General features: G+C 48.9%; 15 protein-coding genes. 8 read left to right on the top strand and 7 right to left on the bottom strand.

Going from position 1 to position 19,116, the window contains the following annotated elements:
- The first annotated feature begins 25 nt into the window (after window positions 1-25).
- The 3 genes from KCG43_RS02780 (at window position 26) to KCG43_RS02770 (ending at window position 3,624) form a co-directional block, all read left to right on the top strand.
- Window positions 26-634 carry a CoA pyrophosphatase gene (locus KCG43_RS02780; protein WP_218383134.1) on the top strand — a complete coding sequence of 203 codons (609 nt, stop codon included), beginning with the start codon at window positions 26-28 and terminating at the stop codon, window positions 632-634.
- Between the two features lie 168 nt (window positions 635-802).
- Entirely contained in the window at window positions 803-2,083 is a 1,281-nt protein-coding gene (locus tag KCG43_RS02775; protein WP_192015347.1) for a serine/threonine transporter, read from the top strand.
- Window positions 2,084-2,262: 179 nt separating this feature from the next.
- Window positions 2,263-3,624, top strand: coding sequence for an L-serine ammonia-lyase (locus KCG43_RS02770; RefSeq protein ID WP_120511151.1), 1,362 nt, complete (start codon window positions 2,263-2,265; stop codon window positions 3,622-3,624).
- 297 nt (window positions 3,625-3,921) lie between these two features.
- Here the strand turns inward: KCG43_RS02770 and KCG43_RS02765 are convergent, their stop codons facing one another.
- From KCG43_RS02765 to nfsA, 3 genes are all read right to left on the bottom strand, one after another.
- Window positions 3,922-4,515, bottom strand: coding sequence for an acetate uptake transporter (locus KCG43_RS02765; RefSeq protein WP_192015346.1), 594 nt, complete (start codon window positions 4,513-4,515; stop codon window positions 3,922-3,924).
- 433 nt (window positions 4,516-4,948) lie between these two features.
- Entirely contained in the window at window positions 4,949-6,166 is a 1,218-nt protein-coding gene (locus tag KCG43_RS02760) for a hypothetical protein (protein WP_218383132.1), read from the bottom strand.
- A gap of 227 nt (window positions 6,167-6,393) precedes the next feature.
- Complete coding sequence (gene nfsA, locus KCG43_RS02755; RefSeq protein ID WP_218383129.1) at window positions 6,394-7,119, bottom strand: oxygen-insensitive NADPH nitroreductase; 726 nt, start codon at window positions 7,117-7,119, stop codon at window positions 6,394-6,396.
- 284 nt (window positions 7,120-7,403) lie between these two features.
- Here nfsA and KCG43_RS02750 point away from each other — a divergent pair, with 284 nt between their 5' ends.
- The 5 genes from KCG43_RS02750 to KCG43_RS02730 all read left to right on the top strand — a co-directional run bounded on the left by KCG43_RS02750 (window position 7,404) and on the right by KCG43_RS02730 (window position 12,892).
- Complete coding sequence (locus KCG43_RS02750) at window positions 7,404-8,384, top strand: porin (RefSeq protein ID WP_192015343.1); 981 nt, start codon at window positions 7,404-7,406, stop codon at window positions 8,382-8,384.
- Window positions 8,385-8,583: 199 nt separating this feature from the next.
- Window positions 8,584-8,847 carry a GrxA family glutaredoxin gene (locus KCG43_RS02745; RefSeq protein WP_192015342.1) on the top strand — a complete coding sequence of 88 codons (264 nt, stop codon included), beginning with the start codon at window positions 8,584-8,586 and terminating at the stop codon, window positions 8,845-8,847.
- Between the two features lie 162 nt (window positions 8,848-9,009).
- Window positions 9,010-10,692 (top strand): aspartate:alanine antiporter, encoded by a 1,683-nt coding sequence (locus KCG43_RS02740; RefSeq protein ID WP_192015341.1) that lies wholly within the window; start codon window positions 9,010-9,012, stop codon window positions 10,690-10,692.
- A gap of 176 nt (window positions 10,693-10,868) precedes the next feature.
- A complete protein-coding gene (locus KCG43_RS02735; protein WP_192015385.1) occupies window positions 10,869-11,543 on the top strand; it encodes a response regulator in 675 nt (224 codons plus the stop codon).
- Window positions 11,540-12,892, top strand: a complete 1,353-nt coding sequence (locus KCG43_RS02730; protein WP_192015340.1) for an ATP-binding protein — start codon at window positions 11,540-11,542, stop codon at window positions 12,890-12,892. Before KCG43_RS02735 ends, KCG43_RS02730 begins: the two co-directional genes overlap by 4 nt.
- 119 nt (window positions 12,893-13,011) lie before the next feature.
- Here KCG43_RS02730 and fabV read toward each other — a convergent pair whose 3' ends face one another.
- The 4 genes from fabV to KCG43_RS02710 form a co-directional block, all read right to left on the bottom strand.
- Window positions 13,012-14,214, bottom strand: a complete 1,203-nt coding sequence (fabV, locus tag KCG43_RS02725; RefSeq protein ID WP_192015339.1) for an enoyl-ACP reductase FabV — start codon at window positions 14,212-14,214, stop codon at window positions 13,012-13,014.
- A 289-nt stretch (window positions 14,215-14,503) separates the two neighbouring features.
- Window positions 14,504-16,777 (bottom strand): acyl-CoA dehydrogenase, encoded by a 2,274-nt coding sequence (locus KCG43_RS02720; protein WP_192015338.1) that lies wholly within the window; start codon window positions 16,775-16,777, stop codon window positions 14,504-14,506.
- 69 nt (window positions 16,778-16,846) lie between these two features.
- Window positions 16,847-17,518: a TetR/AcrR family transcriptional regulator gene (locus KCG43_RS02715; protein ID WP_192015337.1), complete on the bottom strand. Its 672-nt coding sequence runs from the start codon at window positions 17,516-17,518 to the stop codon at window positions 16,847-16,849.
- Window positions 17,519-18,097: 579 nt separating this feature from the next.
- Window positions 18,098-18,934 (bottom strand): NAD-dependent epimerase/dehydratase family protein, encoded by an 837-nt coding sequence (locus KCG43_RS02710; RefSeq protein WP_255557829.1) that lies wholly within the window; start codon window positions 18,932-18,934, stop codon window positions 18,098-18,100.
- Window positions 18,935-19,116: the final 182 nt, after the last annotated feature.

Genomic DNA, 19,116 nt, shown 5'->3' with positions numbered 1-19,116 from the left:
GAGGGGGCGCCATCGGGAATACCACATGATAGTCCAGCATCACATGCTCAGCCGCTTCCTGCTTGCGCAGCCGGGCCAGTATGATCGCAGCCATCAGAGACGTATCAAGCAGTTGCTGCCCAACAGCAGCCGCTTTAAACCCGCGGCAGTGATGATCCCTCTGGTGGCAAGGCCTGACGGTTACCATGTGATACTGACTAGGCGGGCAAACCACCTGAAACACCATCCGGGTCAGGTCGCATTCCCGGGCGGGCGCTTTGAAAGCGAAGACGTCGAACTTATTAATACCGCCATCCGGGAAACACAGGAAGAGATCGGCATTCTGTGTGATAAAAAAGACATTTTGGGCACATTGCCCGCCCTTCCGACTCTCAGCGGTTATATGGTGACACCGTTTTTAGCGACTGTTGCAGCCAGCTACCGGCCCGTGCTCGATCCCAATGAAGTCGACAGCATATTTGAAGTCCCTGTTACCTTCTTGCTCAATCCCCGCAATATGCGCACCCAGCGTTTTACCTTCAAAGGTAAAGAGCACACCATTTATGCCATCCCTTACCAGGAATATTCCATTTGGGGCGCAACGGCTCAGATAGTCAAAGCCCTGTCACATCAAATCTGGGTAGACAATCGCTGAACCTTTCACCACCTGAGACACAAATGGCCATTCCTTTGGTGATCAAACTCTCATTTCCTTGCAACAAATGTTAAATAGTGAGCGAGTTTTTTCACAGATCATTTTTTCATGCCCTAAATAAGCGAAAATACCCAGATTCCTGTTCCCTATTAAATGTTGGACTAACTTATGCAAACGAAAACTGCATCTGTATCTGCTGCATCCGCTGCTGCCAAAAGCCGCTGGACTGCACAAGATACGACCTGGGTGCTTTCCCTTTTTGGTACGGCAGTTGGTGCCGGTATCCTGTTTCTGCCAATCAATGCGGGTATGAGTGGCTTCTGGCCACTGCTGGCGATGACACTGCTGATTGGCCCGATGACTTACTTCGCTCACCGCGGTCTGGCGCGTTTTGTCCTGTCTTCCGCGAAACCCGGCAGTGACATTACTGAAGTGGTGGAAGAACATTTTGGCGCCCGTGCCGGTAAATTAATCACCCTGCTCTACTTCTTTGCTATTTACCCGATTGTGCTGATTTATGGTGTCGGTATCACCAATACTGTCGATTCCTTCATGGTCAACCAGCTTGGTATGGCATCCATGCCACGGGCTTTACTGTCCATCATTTTGATTCTGGGCATGATGTCCGTCATGATTGCCGGTGAAAAACTGATGCTGAAAGTCACTCAGTTTCTGGTTTATCCTCTGGTAGGTATTTTGCTGTTTATGTCGGTATATCTGATCCCTGAGTGGAATCTGTCTTCCGTCAGCCTGAGCACCATGCCTTCACTGGGTGATTTTGCGGTCACCTTGTGGATTACCATTCCTGTACTGGTATTTTCGTTTAACCACAGTCCTATTATCTCGGCTTTCTCGCAGGCGCAAGCGCGCGAACATGGCGAGCTGGCAGAAGAGAAAGCGTCCCGTATTCTGGCGCGATCTGCCGTTATGCTGCTGGGCTTTGTGATGTTCTTCGTGTTCTCGTGCGTACTGAGCCTGAGCCCTCAGGATCTGGCGCAAGCAAAAGCGGAAAACCTGGCTATTCTGTCTTACCTGGCCAACAAGCATGACAGTCCATTTATTTCATATCTGGGCCCGGTTGTAGCATTTGTAGCTATCGTTTCATCTTTCTTCGGTCATTATCTGGGTGCGCGAGAAGGTCTGAATGGTCTAGTTTCTAAACAATTAAAGTCGGCTGGTAAGCAAGTTAACGAAAAGAATATTGACAAATTTACCGTTGTCTTCATGATTGCTACTATCTGGTTGGTCGCGACAGTTAATCCTAGTATTCTTGGGATGATTGAAACATTAGGCGGCCCGATTATTGCGACAATCTTGTTCCTGATGCCTATGTATGCCGTACATAAAGTACCGGCAATGCAGAAGTACAAGGGCGCGGTAAGCAACGTATTTGTCACACTCATGGGTCTGATCGCGATTTCAGCCATTATGTACGGGCTATTTTTCTAACATCTCGCCCGTACTGCATTACTGACAAAATACGTAAAAGAACCGATACTTAAGAGCAGGGGAGCTTTCAGCACCTGCTCTTTTGTTTTGACTATACTCGCCAAGGAAGGGGCGGGAGTTCATAAAAAGATAACAGTCACGGCCGAGGCAAGATTGCTTCCCCGACTGAGGTACTACGCATGATCAGTATTTTTGATATCTTCAAAATTGGTGTGGGTCCTTCCAGTTCACACACTGTAGGTCCGATGAAAGCAGGTAAAGAGTTTGTCGATAACCTGCGTGAAATGGGCAAAATCAATGATGTGACAAAAGTCACCGTTGATGTGTATGGCTCTCTGTCTCTGACAGGTAAAGGCCACCACACAGACATTGCCATTATCATGGGCCTGGCTGGCAACAGCCCTGAAACTGTTGATATCGACAGCATCCCTGGGTTTATCGCCAGCGTTGGTGAAACCGAGCGTCTTCCAATTGCAGGTAATATTCATACCGTTGATTTCCCACGTGATGGCGGGATGAATTTCCATAACACCAACCTTTCCCTGCACGAGAATGGCATGAGTATTCATGCATGGGCTGGTGAAGACAAAATTTACAGCAAGACCTATTACTCTATCGGTGGCGGCTTCATTGTTGATGAAGAAAACTTCGGTAAAGAAGAAGAGTCTGAAATCAAAGTCCCGTACCCGTTTACCTCGGCACAAGAACTGGTTCAGCACTGCAAAGAAAGCGGTCGCTCAATGAGCTCTATCGTCATGGCAAACCAACGTGCCATGAACACTGAAGACGAAATTAAAGATTACTTCGCCAAAATCTGGAAAACCATGCAGGACTGTATGGACCGTGGCATGAACGAAGAAGGCATTTTGCCTGGCCCACTGCGTGTGCCTCGCCGTGCTGCCGCACTTCGCCAGCAGCTCATCACCTCCGAGCGTACCAACACCGACCCGATGACAGTGGTTGACTGGGTGAACATGTACGCTTTTGCAGTGAATGAAGAAAACGCAGCAGGCGGCCGGGTGGTCACCGCGCCAACTAACGGTGCTTGCGGTATTATCCCGGCAGTACTGGCTTACTATGATAAATTCATTCAGCCGGTCAGCGAAAAAGAATATATCCGTTACTTTGCCGCTTCTGGCGCAATCGGCGGTCTGTATAAGCGTAATGCTTCTATCTCTGGTGCTGAAGTAGGCTGTCAGGGTGAAGTGGGTGTCGCTTGTTCAATGGCCGCTGCCGGTCTGGCTGAGCTGATGGGCGCAAGCCCTGAGCAGGTCTGTATGGCCGCGGAAATCGCCATGGAACATAACCTGGGTCTGACATGCGACCCGGTTGCTGGCCAGGTGCAGGTACCTTGTATCGAACGAAACGGTATCGCAGCAGTTAAATCCATCAATGCTTCACGTATGGCTTTGCGTCGTGCTTCCGAACCTCGGGTCTCGCTGGATAAAGTGATCGAGACCATGCTGGAAACCGGTAAAGACATGAATGCCAAGTATCGCGAAACCTCCCAGGGCGGATTGGCGATTAAAGTGATCTGCTGATCCTAAAGGACAATCAGATTGATACATTAAAGGAGGCTTAAGCCTCCTTTTTTATTCCCTGTTTTCTCGGTCCTCTGCATTCCCTCTCTCAACCTGCCCACTAGCCTGCGTTCTTTAGCTTACAACACATTAAAACTGCCATTATTTCGCCTGCAGCCAGACTAAGGTCTCACCGCAACCGGGCTAACGGCGTCCGGCTTTCTTCATCGCTGCGATGCAACACCAGCCAGCAACCCGCATAAAAAAACCCCGTACCTCACGGCACGGGGTAAGCAGTAAATATAGAATTGAACAAAGTTATGCCGCTGCTTTCAGAGGCTCCACAGCAGCCACTTTACGCTCACCAATTGGCAGAACAGTACGGCCGAACTCATTGTTCAGTACCTGGGCCATCGCAAAATAAATCGCACTCGCGCCACAGATGATGCCTTCAAAACCCGCAATGGTACCAATCAGGGTGCTGCCAGTGAAATCACGTGCAGCCAACAGGAAGAACAACACAGTCAAAGAAGCAAATACGAATTGTTTGGCGCGCGGGTAATTGAGTGAACCAACAAACATAAAGGCAGTAAAGACGCCCCACAGCAGCAGATACCATGCCATGAACTCTGCAGGTGCAGCAGGCAGCCCCATGTACGGCATCACAATCAGACCAACCAGTGTCAGCCAGAACAGACCGTAAGAGGTGAAAGAGGTGGTACCGAATGTATCACCACGCTTAAAACACATCATGCCGACAAGGATCTGAGCCAGACCGCCATAAAAAATCCCCATAGCCAGAATCATAGAGTTCAGTGGAAAAAAGCCTGCATTGTGGATGTTCAGCAAAATGGTGGTCATACCAAAGCCCATCAATCCCAAAGGTGCTGGATTTGCAAAATTCGTAGACATTTTATTCCCCTACAGGAAAACTTAAATAAAAGTGATATTAATTAAAATAATTGCGCAATCTGGCGCGGCGCGAATTCTAATCTATGTCCTGAGGGAAAACAATGTCTCAGCCGTACAAAAACCAACCATCAGACAAAAAAGCATGATTAACCAGAAAAAAGTAAATACGAAAAATATTTCAAAACCCATGAAAGATGTAACATAATACATCAAAAGCTATCAACAGCCTGTAGTCACTGACCATTTTAACAGCGGTTCTATTGTAAATAGCGTATGAATAACGCAGCATAAACTCCTGTTTTTATAGTCAGAATCAGATAGCCTAGCAAAGAGAGTCATGGTGATATCAAACAATCACCGAAGAAATTGTGTACAAAAAAACCGCTGTCGCTGCAGCGGTTTTTTACTCAGATGTAACCGTATGACGAAGGCGCTACTGCATGACGGCAGATCCGGTTTCGCCAGTATCGCTCGGCGGCTCAGTTAAGGTGGCATTGGAGTCGGGTGCTTCGCTCGGCGCCGGTAAAGACACTGAAGGCAGCGTCTCCTTGCTAGCAGACAGTTTAGACTGCAACAGGCTTATCTGACGCTGCTGACTCATTACCAATGCATTAAGGTCGCGGATGTACTTATCTTTATCCTTCAGCACCTCATCTGCCGGCGGCTTGCTGGCTGTGGCCTCCCTTACATTGATAGCACCATCAATGATTAATCTGGCCTGTTCCTGAATGGGTTGATCACGCAAATCTTCCTCTTTCAAAGCTTTGGAGATTCTCAGCAGCTTATTTTCGAAATCCAGAATATAAGACTCGTAATCATCTTTACTTAAATCGCGTAAGCGCTGCACTTCCAGCGAAATATGCTGAGCATGGGCAAGCTCAAACTGTACCGCACTCGCCGCCTGCTGTATGGCATCAAAATCGCGGGGGGTACGCTCAATTAATGCTTTACCGGCTTCGATACGCTGCTCAATCTGTGCGTAGCTGTTTGGCGCATAATCATTCACATCCTGACGACGCAGTTCAATCATCATGGCTTCCAGCGGCGCAATATAGATTTTTTTGATCGTTTTAACTTCCAGGCTGTGGCTGCGAGAAAGAAATTCATCCTGCTCCTCTCTCGCATCACTCAGCTCATCATCTTCTACCAGGGTAAACAAGCTGGCATACAGGCGATGCAAGCGTGTGTACTCGCTTCGGTAGTACTGCCTGGCATCCAGAGAATCCAGATACTGCATCTGGGTTATCGCAGGAGACAGCACATCGTCGGCGACCTTCTGTAGCTGCTTCAATTGATTCAAAGAGACTTCAACCTGATTCAGCTCTAACTGTATCTGCTGTAAATACGTGGTAGAAGAAAATAAAGAGTAACTTTTATACGCCGTCGACGGCGTTGCGGTGATCTCTTGATAAATTTTTTCTGCATTTTCCCAGCTGGTTATCATGAGCTGATAAGCATCCGGTGAATAAATGGCCAGTTCGCTGGTATGTTGCATTGACTGCTGCCAGTGCCGGTAAGCAGACAATACCCGCTGAAATTCTCCCTGTTCAGAGATAGCAGTATCCGACTCACTCATTTCAGGCGTGCTTGAGCAAGCACCCAGTAACACGGCAAAAAACACCATCAGGGCTGAAAGGCCCGTTCTTTTCATAAAAAATTCCGTAATAATTTGATTTTACAGCCAATCCACTCACAATTATGGAAAGCTATGTCTGTAAAGCGGCAGAAGTCCTACCAGTATGAAATGACACTCCCCCAGCATCAGCATGATAAGTACTCGTTTAGGCCACTTTCTTATTAAATTACAAGCAGAAAGTGGCCCTTTATACAAATCGGTAAGGCAAAAATGAGTGAATACTCAAATAGTTTAACTGATGCCTACCTGGTACTAAAGCCTTTACTGGTAAGGAAATCCTTCATAAAGGGCCGGGCTTCTTTGGTTAAAGTCGCGGTAATCTGTTCTGACCAGCTCATATCTTTATTGCCGCCAGTTCGCGACTGGTAATACTGGCGCACTTTTTCGTCATATTCTGCCAGCTGATGGCGATCCAGCTCCTGCTGATAGCTGTTTTGGTGAATAACCAACGACTGCGGCAGACGCGGCTTAGATTCAGGATTTTGATCCGGATAGCCCAGGCACAGTCCAAAAACGGGCATGACATGCTTAGGCATATCAAGCAATGCAGCCACCTCTGCCGGATTATTTCTGATCCCGCCAATATAGACCCCACCCAAACCCAAAGATTCAGCCGCTAACAAACAATTTTGTGCCATGAGCGCAGCATCGACGGCACCAATCAGCGTCTGCTCAGTAAAACCAAGCTGTGCTTCAGGATGAATTTGCAAATGGCGGTGGAAATCCACACAGAACACTAAAAATTCTGCCGCTGAAGCAACATAGGGCTGATCACCGGCCAGATGGGCCATCTGAGTGCGTTTGTCTGTATCAACCACCCGTATCACGCTCACGCATTGGATGAAACTGGAAGACGAGGCTGCAATTGCGCAGTCAAGCAGGGTCGAAAGTACATCCGCCTGAATAGGTTCAGAGGTAAAACGTCGTATAGAACGGTGTGCCAGTATCGTATCAATTGTCTGATTCATTATTCTCTTCATCCTACGGTTCAGCTTGAAAACACCATCATTTGCTTGCCAATAACAAAGATTATCTGGGGCAATTTATGCACTCTATCATAAACAACCAGATGATCTAGATTGCACACTCTGACTGGCCGGTAAGCATGCAAGTGGAGTAATTCATTGATAAATAATGTTTCGCTTTCATCAAAGTGACTTTTGAACAACATTTTTTTGTCATATTCACCTTCTATCCTGCAGCCCATCAAAACAGCAATGAAGCACTTGATACCTACCTAGGGGAAAAAGAAATGAAAAAAACTGTTTTAGCATCGGCATTGATTACTGCTTTTGTTTCTGGCTCAGCTGCTGCTGCAAACGTTTATGACAAGGATGGGGCAACCGTTGATTTGTATGGCCGTGCAGTAGGTATGTACTACAGCTCTGATGACAACAGCGAAAAAGGCGATCAAAGCTACTTCCGCTTTGGTGCCAAAGCGAAGTCTGAAATTAACAGCAACCTTTACGGTGTCGGCCTGTACGAAACTGAAGTGAACGCCTCTTCTAAAGACGAAGGTCTTGAAACACGTAAAGCTTATGCCGGTCTGGGCGGTAACTTCGGTGAAGCCACCTACGGTCGTCAGGAAGGGTCGTTTACCCTGATTTCTGATTACACCGATACCCTGGAAGAATTCGGTGCAGATGCAAGTGGTACAGGTACCGACCGTTTCGGTACAGGTAAGACCAGCTCAGTGCTGAAATATGCTGGCGAATTCAGCGGCCTGACTGTTGAAGCAAGCTACCAGCTGGACAACAACGCCGTTCAGCAAGTAAATGGCGACACCTCAACCTCTTACGGTGTTGCTGCCTCTTACGCACTGCCTGTGGGCGTGAAATTTGGTGCCGGTTATAACTCAGGTGAAGGCCTGGATGGCACTGATGATGCAGAAGTGACTGCACTGTCTGTTGCGTACGACGCCAACAACATCTATGCCGCACTGCTGTATAGCATGGGTGAAAACTGGAAAGACAAGTCAGGCGCAGAAACCGGTACTGACTACGACGGCTACGAAGCCGTAGTGGGCTACAACTTTGGTAATGGCTTCTCTGCTCAGGCTGTCTACAACTATCTGGAAGCCGATACAGGCACCACGTCAGATGTTGAGGACTATTTTGTGCTTGGCGCCTACTACAAGTTCAACAAAAACCTGCGTACCTACGCAGAGTACAAAGCCGATCAAATCGACGGTAACGAAGACGTTCTGGCGATGGCTATTCGCTACGACTTCTAACTTCTTGCTCCACTGCCGCCCAAAGCCAGGTCTGTCCAGCCTGGCTTTTTTCATTGCCGCTACCTCAGACATAACAGGTTTACCGCTGATGTAAATAACGCTAACCATCGAAATTTTCTATTGATGCTACTGATAATTCCGACTTTCACCGCCGACAGACTCACGTTATAGTAGCCCCACAAGACAAAGGAGAAGCTCTATGTTCGTAGTAATTTTTGGTCGCCCTGGCTGCCCTTTCTGTGTTCGTGCAAAAGACTTGGCTGACAAGCTGAAAGAAGAACGTGATGATTTCAACTATCGTTACGTAGATATTCACGCAGAAGGCATTTCCAAGGCTGACCTGGAAAAAACCGTGGGTAAGCCCGTTGAAACGGTGCCACAAATCTTCGTTGATCAACAGCATATCGGTGGCTGCACAGAATTCGAAGCGTACGCAAAAGACAACCTTGGACTGTTTCAATAATCACAGTTCAATTGCGCAAATGTGACTCGTTGACAAAAAGGCTGTTTAATCAGCCTTTTTTTGTGTCGCGCACCTCGAATATCGGTATCGTATAGCAGTAGTTTAAGATAAAATTCCGAACCATATCTTTAGTATATTGCGCTGACTTCGGAAAAATTTGTTGTGAACATCGACATTGCTGACCTGCTTCGCCAGAATGATATTCTGCTCCTCTTTGTAGTTCTCGCTGTGGGTCTTACTGTCGGAAAACTTCGTATCGCCAAGTTGCAGATTGGTAATTCCATTGGCGTACTCCTGACTGCGCTCCTCTTCGGTAACGCCGGTTTTACCTTTGATGCTGAAGCCCTCAATATTGGCTTCATGCTATTCATCTTCTGTGTGGGTATTCAGGCCGGGCCAAACTTCTTCGGTATTTTTTTCCGGGACGGTAAACATTATTTACTGCTGGCTTTAGTGGTGCTCTTATCAGCCATCACGATCACACTGACTATGTCACATTACCTGAATCTGGATCTGGGTCTGGCGACCGGCCTCATGGCGGGCTCTCTTACTGCTACGCCGGTTCTGGTCGGTGCCAAAGATGCATTAAGTGGCGGCTTATCGAATCTGTCTGATCCCATGATTGTTCAAGACCTGATTGACAGCCTGAGTGTCGGATACGCCATGTCTTACCTGATTGGCCTGATCAGCCTGATACTGCTGGCCAAGCTGATGCCCAAGCTGCAAAAGCAAGATCTGGCTGAATCCTCGCAACAGATTGCGAAAGAGCGTGGAATAGGTGGCGCCTCACAACGCAAAGTCTACTTACCTATCATACGTGCGTACCGTGTCGGACCTGAACTGATTGACTGGATCGATGGCCGTAACCTGCGTGAACTGGGCATCTATCGCCAGACGGGCTGCTACATTGAGCGTATCCGGCGCCATGGTATTCTTGCCAACCCGGATGGTGATGCCATCCTGCAGGAAGGCGACGAGATTGCCTTAGTGGGTTACCCCGACAGCCACGCACGACTGGATCCCAGCTTCCGCAACGGAAAAGAAGTGTTTGACCGTGATTTGCTCGATCTGCGCATTGTTGAAGAAGAGATCGTGGTCAAGAACGACAACATTGCCGGTAAGCGCTTATCAGAGCTGAATCTGGCCGAATATGGCTGCTTCCTCAACCGTGTGGTACGTGCTCAGATTGAAATGCCGATGGACCACAGTACCCTGCTCAATAAAGGTGACATACTTCAGGTCAGCGGTGAGAAAAGCCGGGTACTGGGGCTGGCCGAGCGCATTGGCTTTATCTCTATCCACAGTCAGATTGCTGATCTTCTGGCCTTTTGCTGCTTCTTTATTATGGGGCTGCTTTTCGGTTCCATTACCATGACCTTCGGCCAGATTACCTTTGGTCTGGGTAATGCCGCAGGTCTGTTGCTCGCCGGGATCTCCCTGGGTTTCCTGCGTGCCAATCACCCGACGTTCGGCTATGTTCCGCAGGGCGCACTCAATATGGCCAAAGATCTCGGTTTGATGGTGTTTATGGTTGGTATTGGCCTGAGTGCCGGTTCTAACCTGTTTGAATCGATTACGCAAATTGGTCCGAGCGTATTTTTAGTCAGCATGATGGTGAGCGTGATTCCCGTGATGCTTGCCTACCTTTTCGGCGCGTATGTACTGGATATGAACCGTGCACTGCTGTTTGGTGCCATTATCGGCGCCCGTACCTGCGCCCCGGCGATGGACATGATCAATGAGCATGCCCGCAGTACTATTCCTGCTCTGGGTTATGCAGGCACCTACGCCATAGCTAACGTTCTGCTCACAATAGCAGGTACGCTGATTATTATTCTCAGCTAGCACCTCCCCACACGGCTGACACTGGCATTTGGCAGAGTCAGCCGTTATTCAGATGATAGGTGGTATAATCTCTCACAATTAACCGGTGAAAATTGTACCCGCCAGCCCCCTTTGCTATAAAGCGTGCTTTCTGGTATTCGCAACTCTATTCCACAGTTTCAGGTAACTTTATTATGATGCGCATCCTGATAGTCGAAGACGATCCGATCCTGTGCCACCATCTGAAAACTCAGCTCAGTGAGCTGGGCAATCAAGTTCAGTGTGCCAATACGGCCGAAGAAGGCCTGTTCTATGCTGATAACTACCCCAATGATGTCGCTATCGTCGATATAGGTCTGCCCGACCGTGACGGTATCACTCTGATTCGTGAAATCCGTGATAAAGGCTTACGACTGCCAATCCTGATTCTGACAGCACGTTCTAACTGGCAGGATAAAGTCACGGGACTGGAAGCTGGTGCCGATGATTATCTGGTGAAACCTTTCCAGAGAGAAGAGCTGGTGGCCCGGCTGAGTGCGTTGGTTCGCCGTAGTGCAGGGTTTATAAAGCCCGAGATGATCGCCGGAGAAATCCGTGTCGACCTGCTGGCGAAACAGGTTTTTGTCAGTGAAAACCTGCTCGACCTCACCGCTTTTGAGTACGAACTGCTGGAATACCTGATGCGCCACAGCCGCCAGGTGGTCTCCAAGCAGCGACTGCTGGACGTGTTGTATGAAGATCAGGAAGGCGATCCTAATACCATCGAGGTCATGATCAGCCGTCTGCGCAAAAAAATCAGCCAGACCGGACAGGATAACCCCATTTCGACCATTCGCGGTCAGGGATACATCTTTGAGCTTACCGCGCAATGAATCTGGCTATTCTCCCGCGTTTGCGCCATCGGGTAATGATCACATCCATTGCGATCATTGCCCTGATTACCTCGGCCTTGGCCTGGGTGATCAATGAACTCTACAGCCAGAGTTACATGGCTGCCTATTCCACGGATCTTGTTGCACAAATGCCGTTAGTCGTTGCCCAGCTTAACCGGGCAGGATTAATCAAAGACGTTGATAAATGGATTGACTCCTTGGATCCATCCGCTACGGATTACATGTCGGTCCTTTGTGATCGCAATGATAATACGATGTGGTTATCAGATGAGGCAAAAGCCGCGGGGCTGACCAGTATTTGCAGCAGCCTGCCGGATGCAATGCAAACCCCCACCCTGGTCAAGGCTGATAACACAAAGAGCTATATCGCTTACGATATCAGCCGTGACCGCGAGAATGGCAATGCTTACCAGCTGGTTGTCCTGCGCTCAGGTACGGCCTATGAACAGTCCCTGAGCCGGCTTCACAACCGAACCGCTCTGTATCTCGGCTTGTTTGTATTGATCGCCGTTGCCTTTCTCATCGCCGCATTTCACTGGAGCTTTCAGCCGTTGCGAAAACTGGCCACTCAGCTCAATCAGGTCACGGACGCCAAACGCGAGCAGCTGGACAGTGATTTTCCTACCGAGTTGCAGGACGTGACACAGTCACTTAATCGTCTCATCCGGATCAGTAACGACAAGACCGCCCGCTACCGCCACGCGATGGACGATCTGGCACACAGCCTGAAAACCCGTCTGGCCGCCGCCAATGCCTTGCTGGATGATCATTCCCTGCCCCGCTGCGATCTCAATCAGCGCATGCTGGAACAAATCAGTCAGATGGACGATCTGGTTCAGTATCAGTTAAAACGTGCTTTAATGGGACAACAAGGTCTGCAGAAAGATAAGACCCTGCTCAACCCAGTCGTGGAAAGCTTTGAGCGGATGCTGAAGAAGATTTACAGCACCAAACAGGTCACACTGAAACGCCAGTACAGCACGGGCTTATGCCTCCCTCTGAACCGCACCGATTTGATGGAACTGCTGGGAAATCTGCTGGAAAACGCCTTCAGGTTCTGTATCAGTGAAATTCGCCTCAGCGCCGCGCAACAGCAGGGAAAATTGACTATCCGTATTGAGGATGACGGTCCCGGTGTCAGCGATGATATGCGGGAAGCCATTTTCCAACGGGGGATCCGGGCTGATCAGCGCAATCCGGGACAAGGTATTGGCCTGTCTGTGTGCCACGATATTGTTTCCTGTTACGGCGGTCGTATTTACGTGGAAAAAGCCAGCATTGAAGGAGCAGCCTTCGTGATTGAGCTGCCAGAAGACAAGAGCAGTTAACGCCCTTTAATTCATGCGCCGTTTATACGCTGTTTTCGCTGCGCGGAAATCTCAGCCATAAAAAACCGCCAACATCGGCGGTTTTTTATCACAGCTTTTTTGTAATCACCATAAAGTGATCAGACATCCTGAACGTCGAACTCGACCACAGGATTGACTTCTGCATCATAGTCTACGCCATTCAGACCAAAGCCAAACAATTTCATGAACTCGTCTTTGTACATCTGATAATCTGTCACCTCGAACAAATTCTCATTTGTCACCTGTGGCCACAGCGTTGTGCAGTGCTCCTGGATATCTTCACGCAATTCCCAGTCATCCAAACGCAGGCGGTTGTCGCTGTCCAGCTCAGTGGCTGAACCATCGGCTTTATACAGGCGTTGTGAGAACATACGGAAGATTTGCTCCATACAGCCCTCGTGAACACCTTCTTCGCGCATTTTCTTGAAGACCATTGCAATATACAGTGGCATTACAGGAATCGCCGCACTGGCCTGAGTCACAACACTCTTAAGTACAGCAACGTTTGCCGTACCTTTAATAGCAGCCAGTTTACTACTCAGCTCACTGGCAGCACGGTCCAGATCCATCTTGGCTTTACCCAGTGCACCATGCCAGTAGATTGGCCAGGTGATTTCAGTACCAATGTAGCTGTATGCAACCGTCTTACAACCTTCAGCCAGCACGCCGGCATCAGCCAGAGCATTGATCCACAGTTCCCAGTCCTGGCCGCCCATGACTTTCACTGTATCTTCAATTTCCTGCTCGCTGGCAGGCTCAATGCTCGCTTCAATCAGGACATCTTTGTTGGTATCAACTGCTGTCGCTGTGTAGGTCTCGCCCATTGGTTTAAGGCTGGAGCGAATCAGCTCGCCTGAATCCGGCATTTTACGCACTGGGGAAGCCAGTGAGTAGACCACCATGTCAATCTGACCCAGATCTTCTTTGATCAGCTCAATCACTTTCTGCTTCATTTCATGCGAGAAAGCATCACCGTTAAGGCTCTTGGAGTACAGACCTTCTGCTTTGGCGAATTTGTCAAACGCTGCAGAGTTATACCAGCCCGCTGAACCCGGCTTTTTCTCTGTACCTTGCTTTTCCAGGAACACGCCGATAGTCGCAGCGCCGGAGCCAAATGCTGCCGCGATACGAGAAGCCAGACCGTAGCCAGTGGAAGAGCCAACCACCAATACACGCTTAGGGCCATTTTCCAGCTTAGGCTGAGACTGGGTGTATTCGATTTGCTCTTTGACGTTTGCTTCACAACCCACTGGGTGAGTCGTTGTACAAATGAATCCACGAATTTTTGGTTTGATGATCATTTCGTTTTCTTCCTTTGTTCTGTTGCCCGTAGGATAAAAGGTTAGTCACTAATTCGCATCAGTTTTATGTTCGAAACCGCTAAAATCGACCAGTGGTTGGAGGTGTTAAGGCAGATTTTTTGATATTGAGCCATGAGTTGCTGAAGAAAACAGCACCCACAGACAATAAGGATACGTCTTAAAAGCCCAAGCCTCTTCAGGATAGCTGAGCCAGTGAAAAAAATGCCGCGCAAATGCGCGGCATATTTAACCACCAGGTTTATTCTTCATTAAGCAATATCATTGCTTATCAGGCGGCTTTCCCTGGCTGTAAGGCGCCCTTTTTAAACGCTTCGGGTGCGAAGCTGTCCACTTGTATCGCACGCGATCTCAACTGGTCAGCATTATGCACTTTCTCAACCTCAGCTTCTGTGATTACCCCCGCATCCAGGGCAATCTTCAGTTTTTCAGCTAATGGTGCCTTACGAGGCACAGTGCTGGCTTTCACCGCTTTCGCCAGTTTACGCTCAATATCGCGCACACCGTACATGGCAACGAAAGCACGCTCCATGATAGCCACAGGATCATTGTCTTTCTCACCGATATAGCAGTTGGTGGTCAGTCGGTCACGCGCGACCCCTGGAGTCATCAGCAATTTGGAAATCGCCAGTTTCAGCTCATCCTTTGGCGCTTCATAGTGAATTCCCAGCGGGAAGGTCAGTGTGCGCAGTACCCGTCCAACCCCTTTGCGCGGGAAGTTATTGAAGACTTCATCAAACGCAACACCGCACTTGTTCAGACAGTGCTGTAACGCGTAATGAACCAAAGGCAGATCTTCTTGCTGACGCCCTTCCATTTCATAACGCTTCAGCACAGCCGATGCCAGATACAGGTGGCTTAACACATCACCCAGACGGGCAGACACCATTTCACGGCGTTTCAGTTCCCCGCCCAGTGACAACATAGAGAAATCTGCCGCTACAGCCAGAGCACGGCTCATGCGGGACAAGTGACGATAGTAATACGCCGTTTCACCCGATACCGGTGTCCGGTTGAGTTTGGAGCCGGTGAAGGCATTGAGCAAGGCTTTGCTGACATTCCCCACCGCAAAACCAATGTGTTTGAACAGCAGTTGATCGAAGTCTTTCGCTGCCTGGTCTGCATCCGGATTCGCAGCGGCTTCCATTTCTTTCAGTACATAAGGGTGGCAACGGGTCGCCCCCTGACCAAAGATCATCAGGTTACGGGTCAGAATGTTTGCCCCTTCAACGGTGATCGCCACAGGCATACCAATATACTGATTTGCCAGATAATTCATCGGCCCGGACTGAATTCCCCGCCCGGCGTGAATATCCATGGCGTCGTTCAGGATAGTACGGGCAATTTCCGTCATGTGGTACTTGGCAATTGCCGTCACTATGCCCGGTTTTTCTTTCATATCCAGAGAAGTGGTCGTCAGCGTACGGGCCGCTTCCAGCATATAAGTCATGCCGCCAATACGTCCCAGGGCTTCGGCAACACCTTCAAAATGACCAATCGACATACCAAACTGCTTACGCACATAAGAATAGGCCCCGGTGCTGCGAGATGTCAGGTGGCCAATGGCCGTCCCCAACGCTGGCAGTGAGATACCACGGCCAGCTGACAGACATTCCACCAGCATACGCCAGCCACGCCCAGCATAGTCTTGACCGCCGATCACCCACTCCATAGGAATAAACACATCCTGACCACGGGTTGGACCATTCATGAAGGCACCACCCAGCGGGTCATGACGCTCACCAATTTCCACACCATCATGGCTGGTTGGAATCAGGGCACAGGTAATGCCGATATCTTTCTGATCACCAATCAGACCTTGCGGATCACGCAGTTTAAAGGCCAGTCCCAGCACAGTGGCAACAGGTGCCAGGGTAATATATCGCTTGTTCCAGCTTACGCGGATACCCAGTACTTCCTTACCTTCATGCTCGCCATAACAAACTTCACCCATATCCGGGATACCGCCGGCATCAGAGCCCGCCTCCGGGCCGGTCAGTGCAAAACACGGGATATCTGTCCCGTCAGCCAGGCGCGGTAACCAGTAATTCTTCTGTTCTTCTGTACCATAGTGACTCAGTAGCTCACCCGGACCCAAAGAATTAGGTACCATGACAGACACGGCGGCGCTTTGGCTTCGGGTTGCAATACGCGTCACAATGGTCGAGTTGGCATGCGCAGAGAACTCGCGACCGCCATACTCTTTGCCAATGATCAATGAGAAGAATTTTTCTTTTCGCAGGTACTCCCACACCTCAGAAGGCAAATCACGATCTTCACGAACAATCTGGTTGTCATCCAGCATTTTCAGCAGAGTTTCAAGCTCATTGTCAATAAAAGACTGTTCGTCGTCACTCAGCTTAGGCTTGGGATAATTCAGCAGGGTATTCCAGTCCGGCTTACCGGCGAAAAGCTGACCGTCCCACCAGACACTGCCTGCTTCCATGGCTTCCCGTTCGGTATCAGACAGTGGCGGTAACACTTTCTTAAATACCTTGAAAGCAGGATCACTGATGTAGCGTTGTCTCAGACTTTTATTACTCATGGGTCACGTCCTTTTGTCTTTCTGCCACGTCTTGGCGAGAGTTAACTGTTATATTTTTTTTTGCAGGGTTCAGTAAGAGTTCTCTGTCGCAGCTGATACTGGTGCAGGCATCTCTATCGGCGCGGCAACACCCGCAGCAAGATACGGCACCATGCGATCAATCAGATCGGCGGTCGACACAGTACATTTGAAATCATTTTCAGCAATTTCGCGCAGTGCGGTACTGGATGCCATCGTAAAAACGGACGCCCCTAAGGTAAAATGCAAGCGCCAGAACAGGGTTTCCGGATCTAATGACGGATTGGCGCGGCAAACCGCTTTCGTGAACAGGTTTAGCACCGGGTTATAACGCGTTACGATAAACCAGCGTAAGTGGCCCTGAACATCGGTATAACCGCGACCAATCAGGGACATGAAAATAGTGGCACCGCCAGAACGGAAATTGCCGAGCTTCAGCAAAGGTTGCTTGGTACAGCGGAAGACATCTTCCATGCTGAAATCATCTCGGGTCAGCAGCACTTCCAGCTCCTGCTTAAGCGCTGGCATGAATTCTTCCAGGTAGCGGCTCAGCACTGCCCGGATAAGCGTTTTCTTATCACCGTAGTGATAGTTAACAGAGGCCAGGTTGACTCCCGCTTTGCTGGTTATTGTTCGCAGCGACGTTTCTTTGAAGCCATGCTCTGCAAACAAGAGTTCAGCGGCGTCCAGAATGCGGCTTTTTGTATCAGCTTTGACTACCATGTTAAGTCACCCGTATTAAACACATGTTTAAACTCTACACCTTGCTAACAGATTTAACAAGCGATGAACAGTATTGAAACGGAGAAGAAAAGAAAAAAATTTAAATAATGCGAAGTACGGTGGGAACCAAGGCTGAATACCGGAGTCATACATAGTGCCACTGCTTTTTCTTAGAAGATTTTCTTCAAAGCCCGTTTTCGTCTGGAAACGGGTTTCTTTCATTTTCACCAGATGACAGACAACCTTGGCCTGAACGTTTCAGCAAGTGCGCGGTTGTTTAAAAAACGGTTTATTTTGTCTTATAGATATCAATTGGTTAGAAAATATTTCAAAAAAAGCGGTGTGAAATCGGAACTAAGCGATGAGCGCTCGGTCATAACTAGTGACATTAAGATTAACGAAGTGATTGATAACCGGCCGCCAATGAATGGTTCACTGAACAGCTTTAATCGACAATGCCACTGCTGCTAAACTCCTAATTGTGTTAAGGATAAATTCCTCCCGCTGACTTTTCAGCGGGATTTTTTTTATCTGGCACTCGCAACACCGAGCCTACATGGTGAAGCGCTTGGCCCCTCCTCAGAGATCAGGAGCCAGAGTCATTATATCCTCATAACGCCAGTTCAGACCCAGGGCCTCAACGGTTGCGGATGCATTTATCCACTTCCCCTGCTCGCCACCAGGCTGAAACTCAGGCTGGGCTAATCCTGCCAAACGGGCCATTTCCCGATAATATATTTCCCTGCTGGGGTGCTGTGGCACAGACAAATGCAAAGTCGTCATTGTCGGCCAGCATTCTAAGATTGCTATAACGGCTGATATCACATCATCCAGATGCACCAGGTTGACTGGCGCCCCGCCATTGGCAATGCCTTGTCGTCCGGCCAGAAACTTCACAGGATGCCGTTGAGGGCCAATCAGGCCGGCTAAACGCAACACCACAAGATCATCACCCCATGACTGACGGAGTTGCTGTTCCAGATCAGCATGTACCCTGCCAGATTCTGTCGAAGGAGCAGGCTCGGTTGATTCAGTAACTTCTCCTTCGGCATCCCCGTAAACCGAGGTAGTGCTGATAAAAATCAACCTATGACAACCGGCCGCTTTCGCTGCCTCAGATAACGACAGGATTTTTGTGCTGTATTCATCTGCTGACGTTGTCTGTCTCCCGGGCGGCACATTCAGCACCATGACATCTGCCGCTAAAAATGCGTTCAGCGTCGGCGAGTGCGCCTCGAGCAGTAGCGGCAAACGAACCACAACACCTTTGATACCCTGGCGCTCCAATACTTCAGCGCCCTCTTGAGTCTGCTTTGAACCGAATGTTTCATAACCGGAATGATGCAGGCGCTTGGCCAAAGGCAAGCCTAACCAACCGCAGCCACAGACACTGACACGCTTTGCTTTTTCCATCATTACTTCCTTTGAAATTTATTCGTTGTCTTTTTGTTGTACATTTAATTCAAACTGTAAATTAATTCCGGGCATTGAAAATAAATAACACAAAGCAGCTTAATACTCGGCATTTCATTGGTTTTTCCCCGTTAAAATCATTTCAAAACTGAAAGGGAAAGTAGATCGTGATCAAACTATAATAA

This window comes from Photobacterium sp. WH24, assembly GCF_019204055.1.
GTDB lineage: Bacteria > Pseudomonadota > Gammaproteobacteria > Enterobacterales > Vibrionaceae > Photobacterium > Photobacterium arenosum.
The sequence above is the reverse complement of the archived record's forward strand: the minus strand, read 5'-3'. Positions and strand labels throughout refer to the sequence as shown.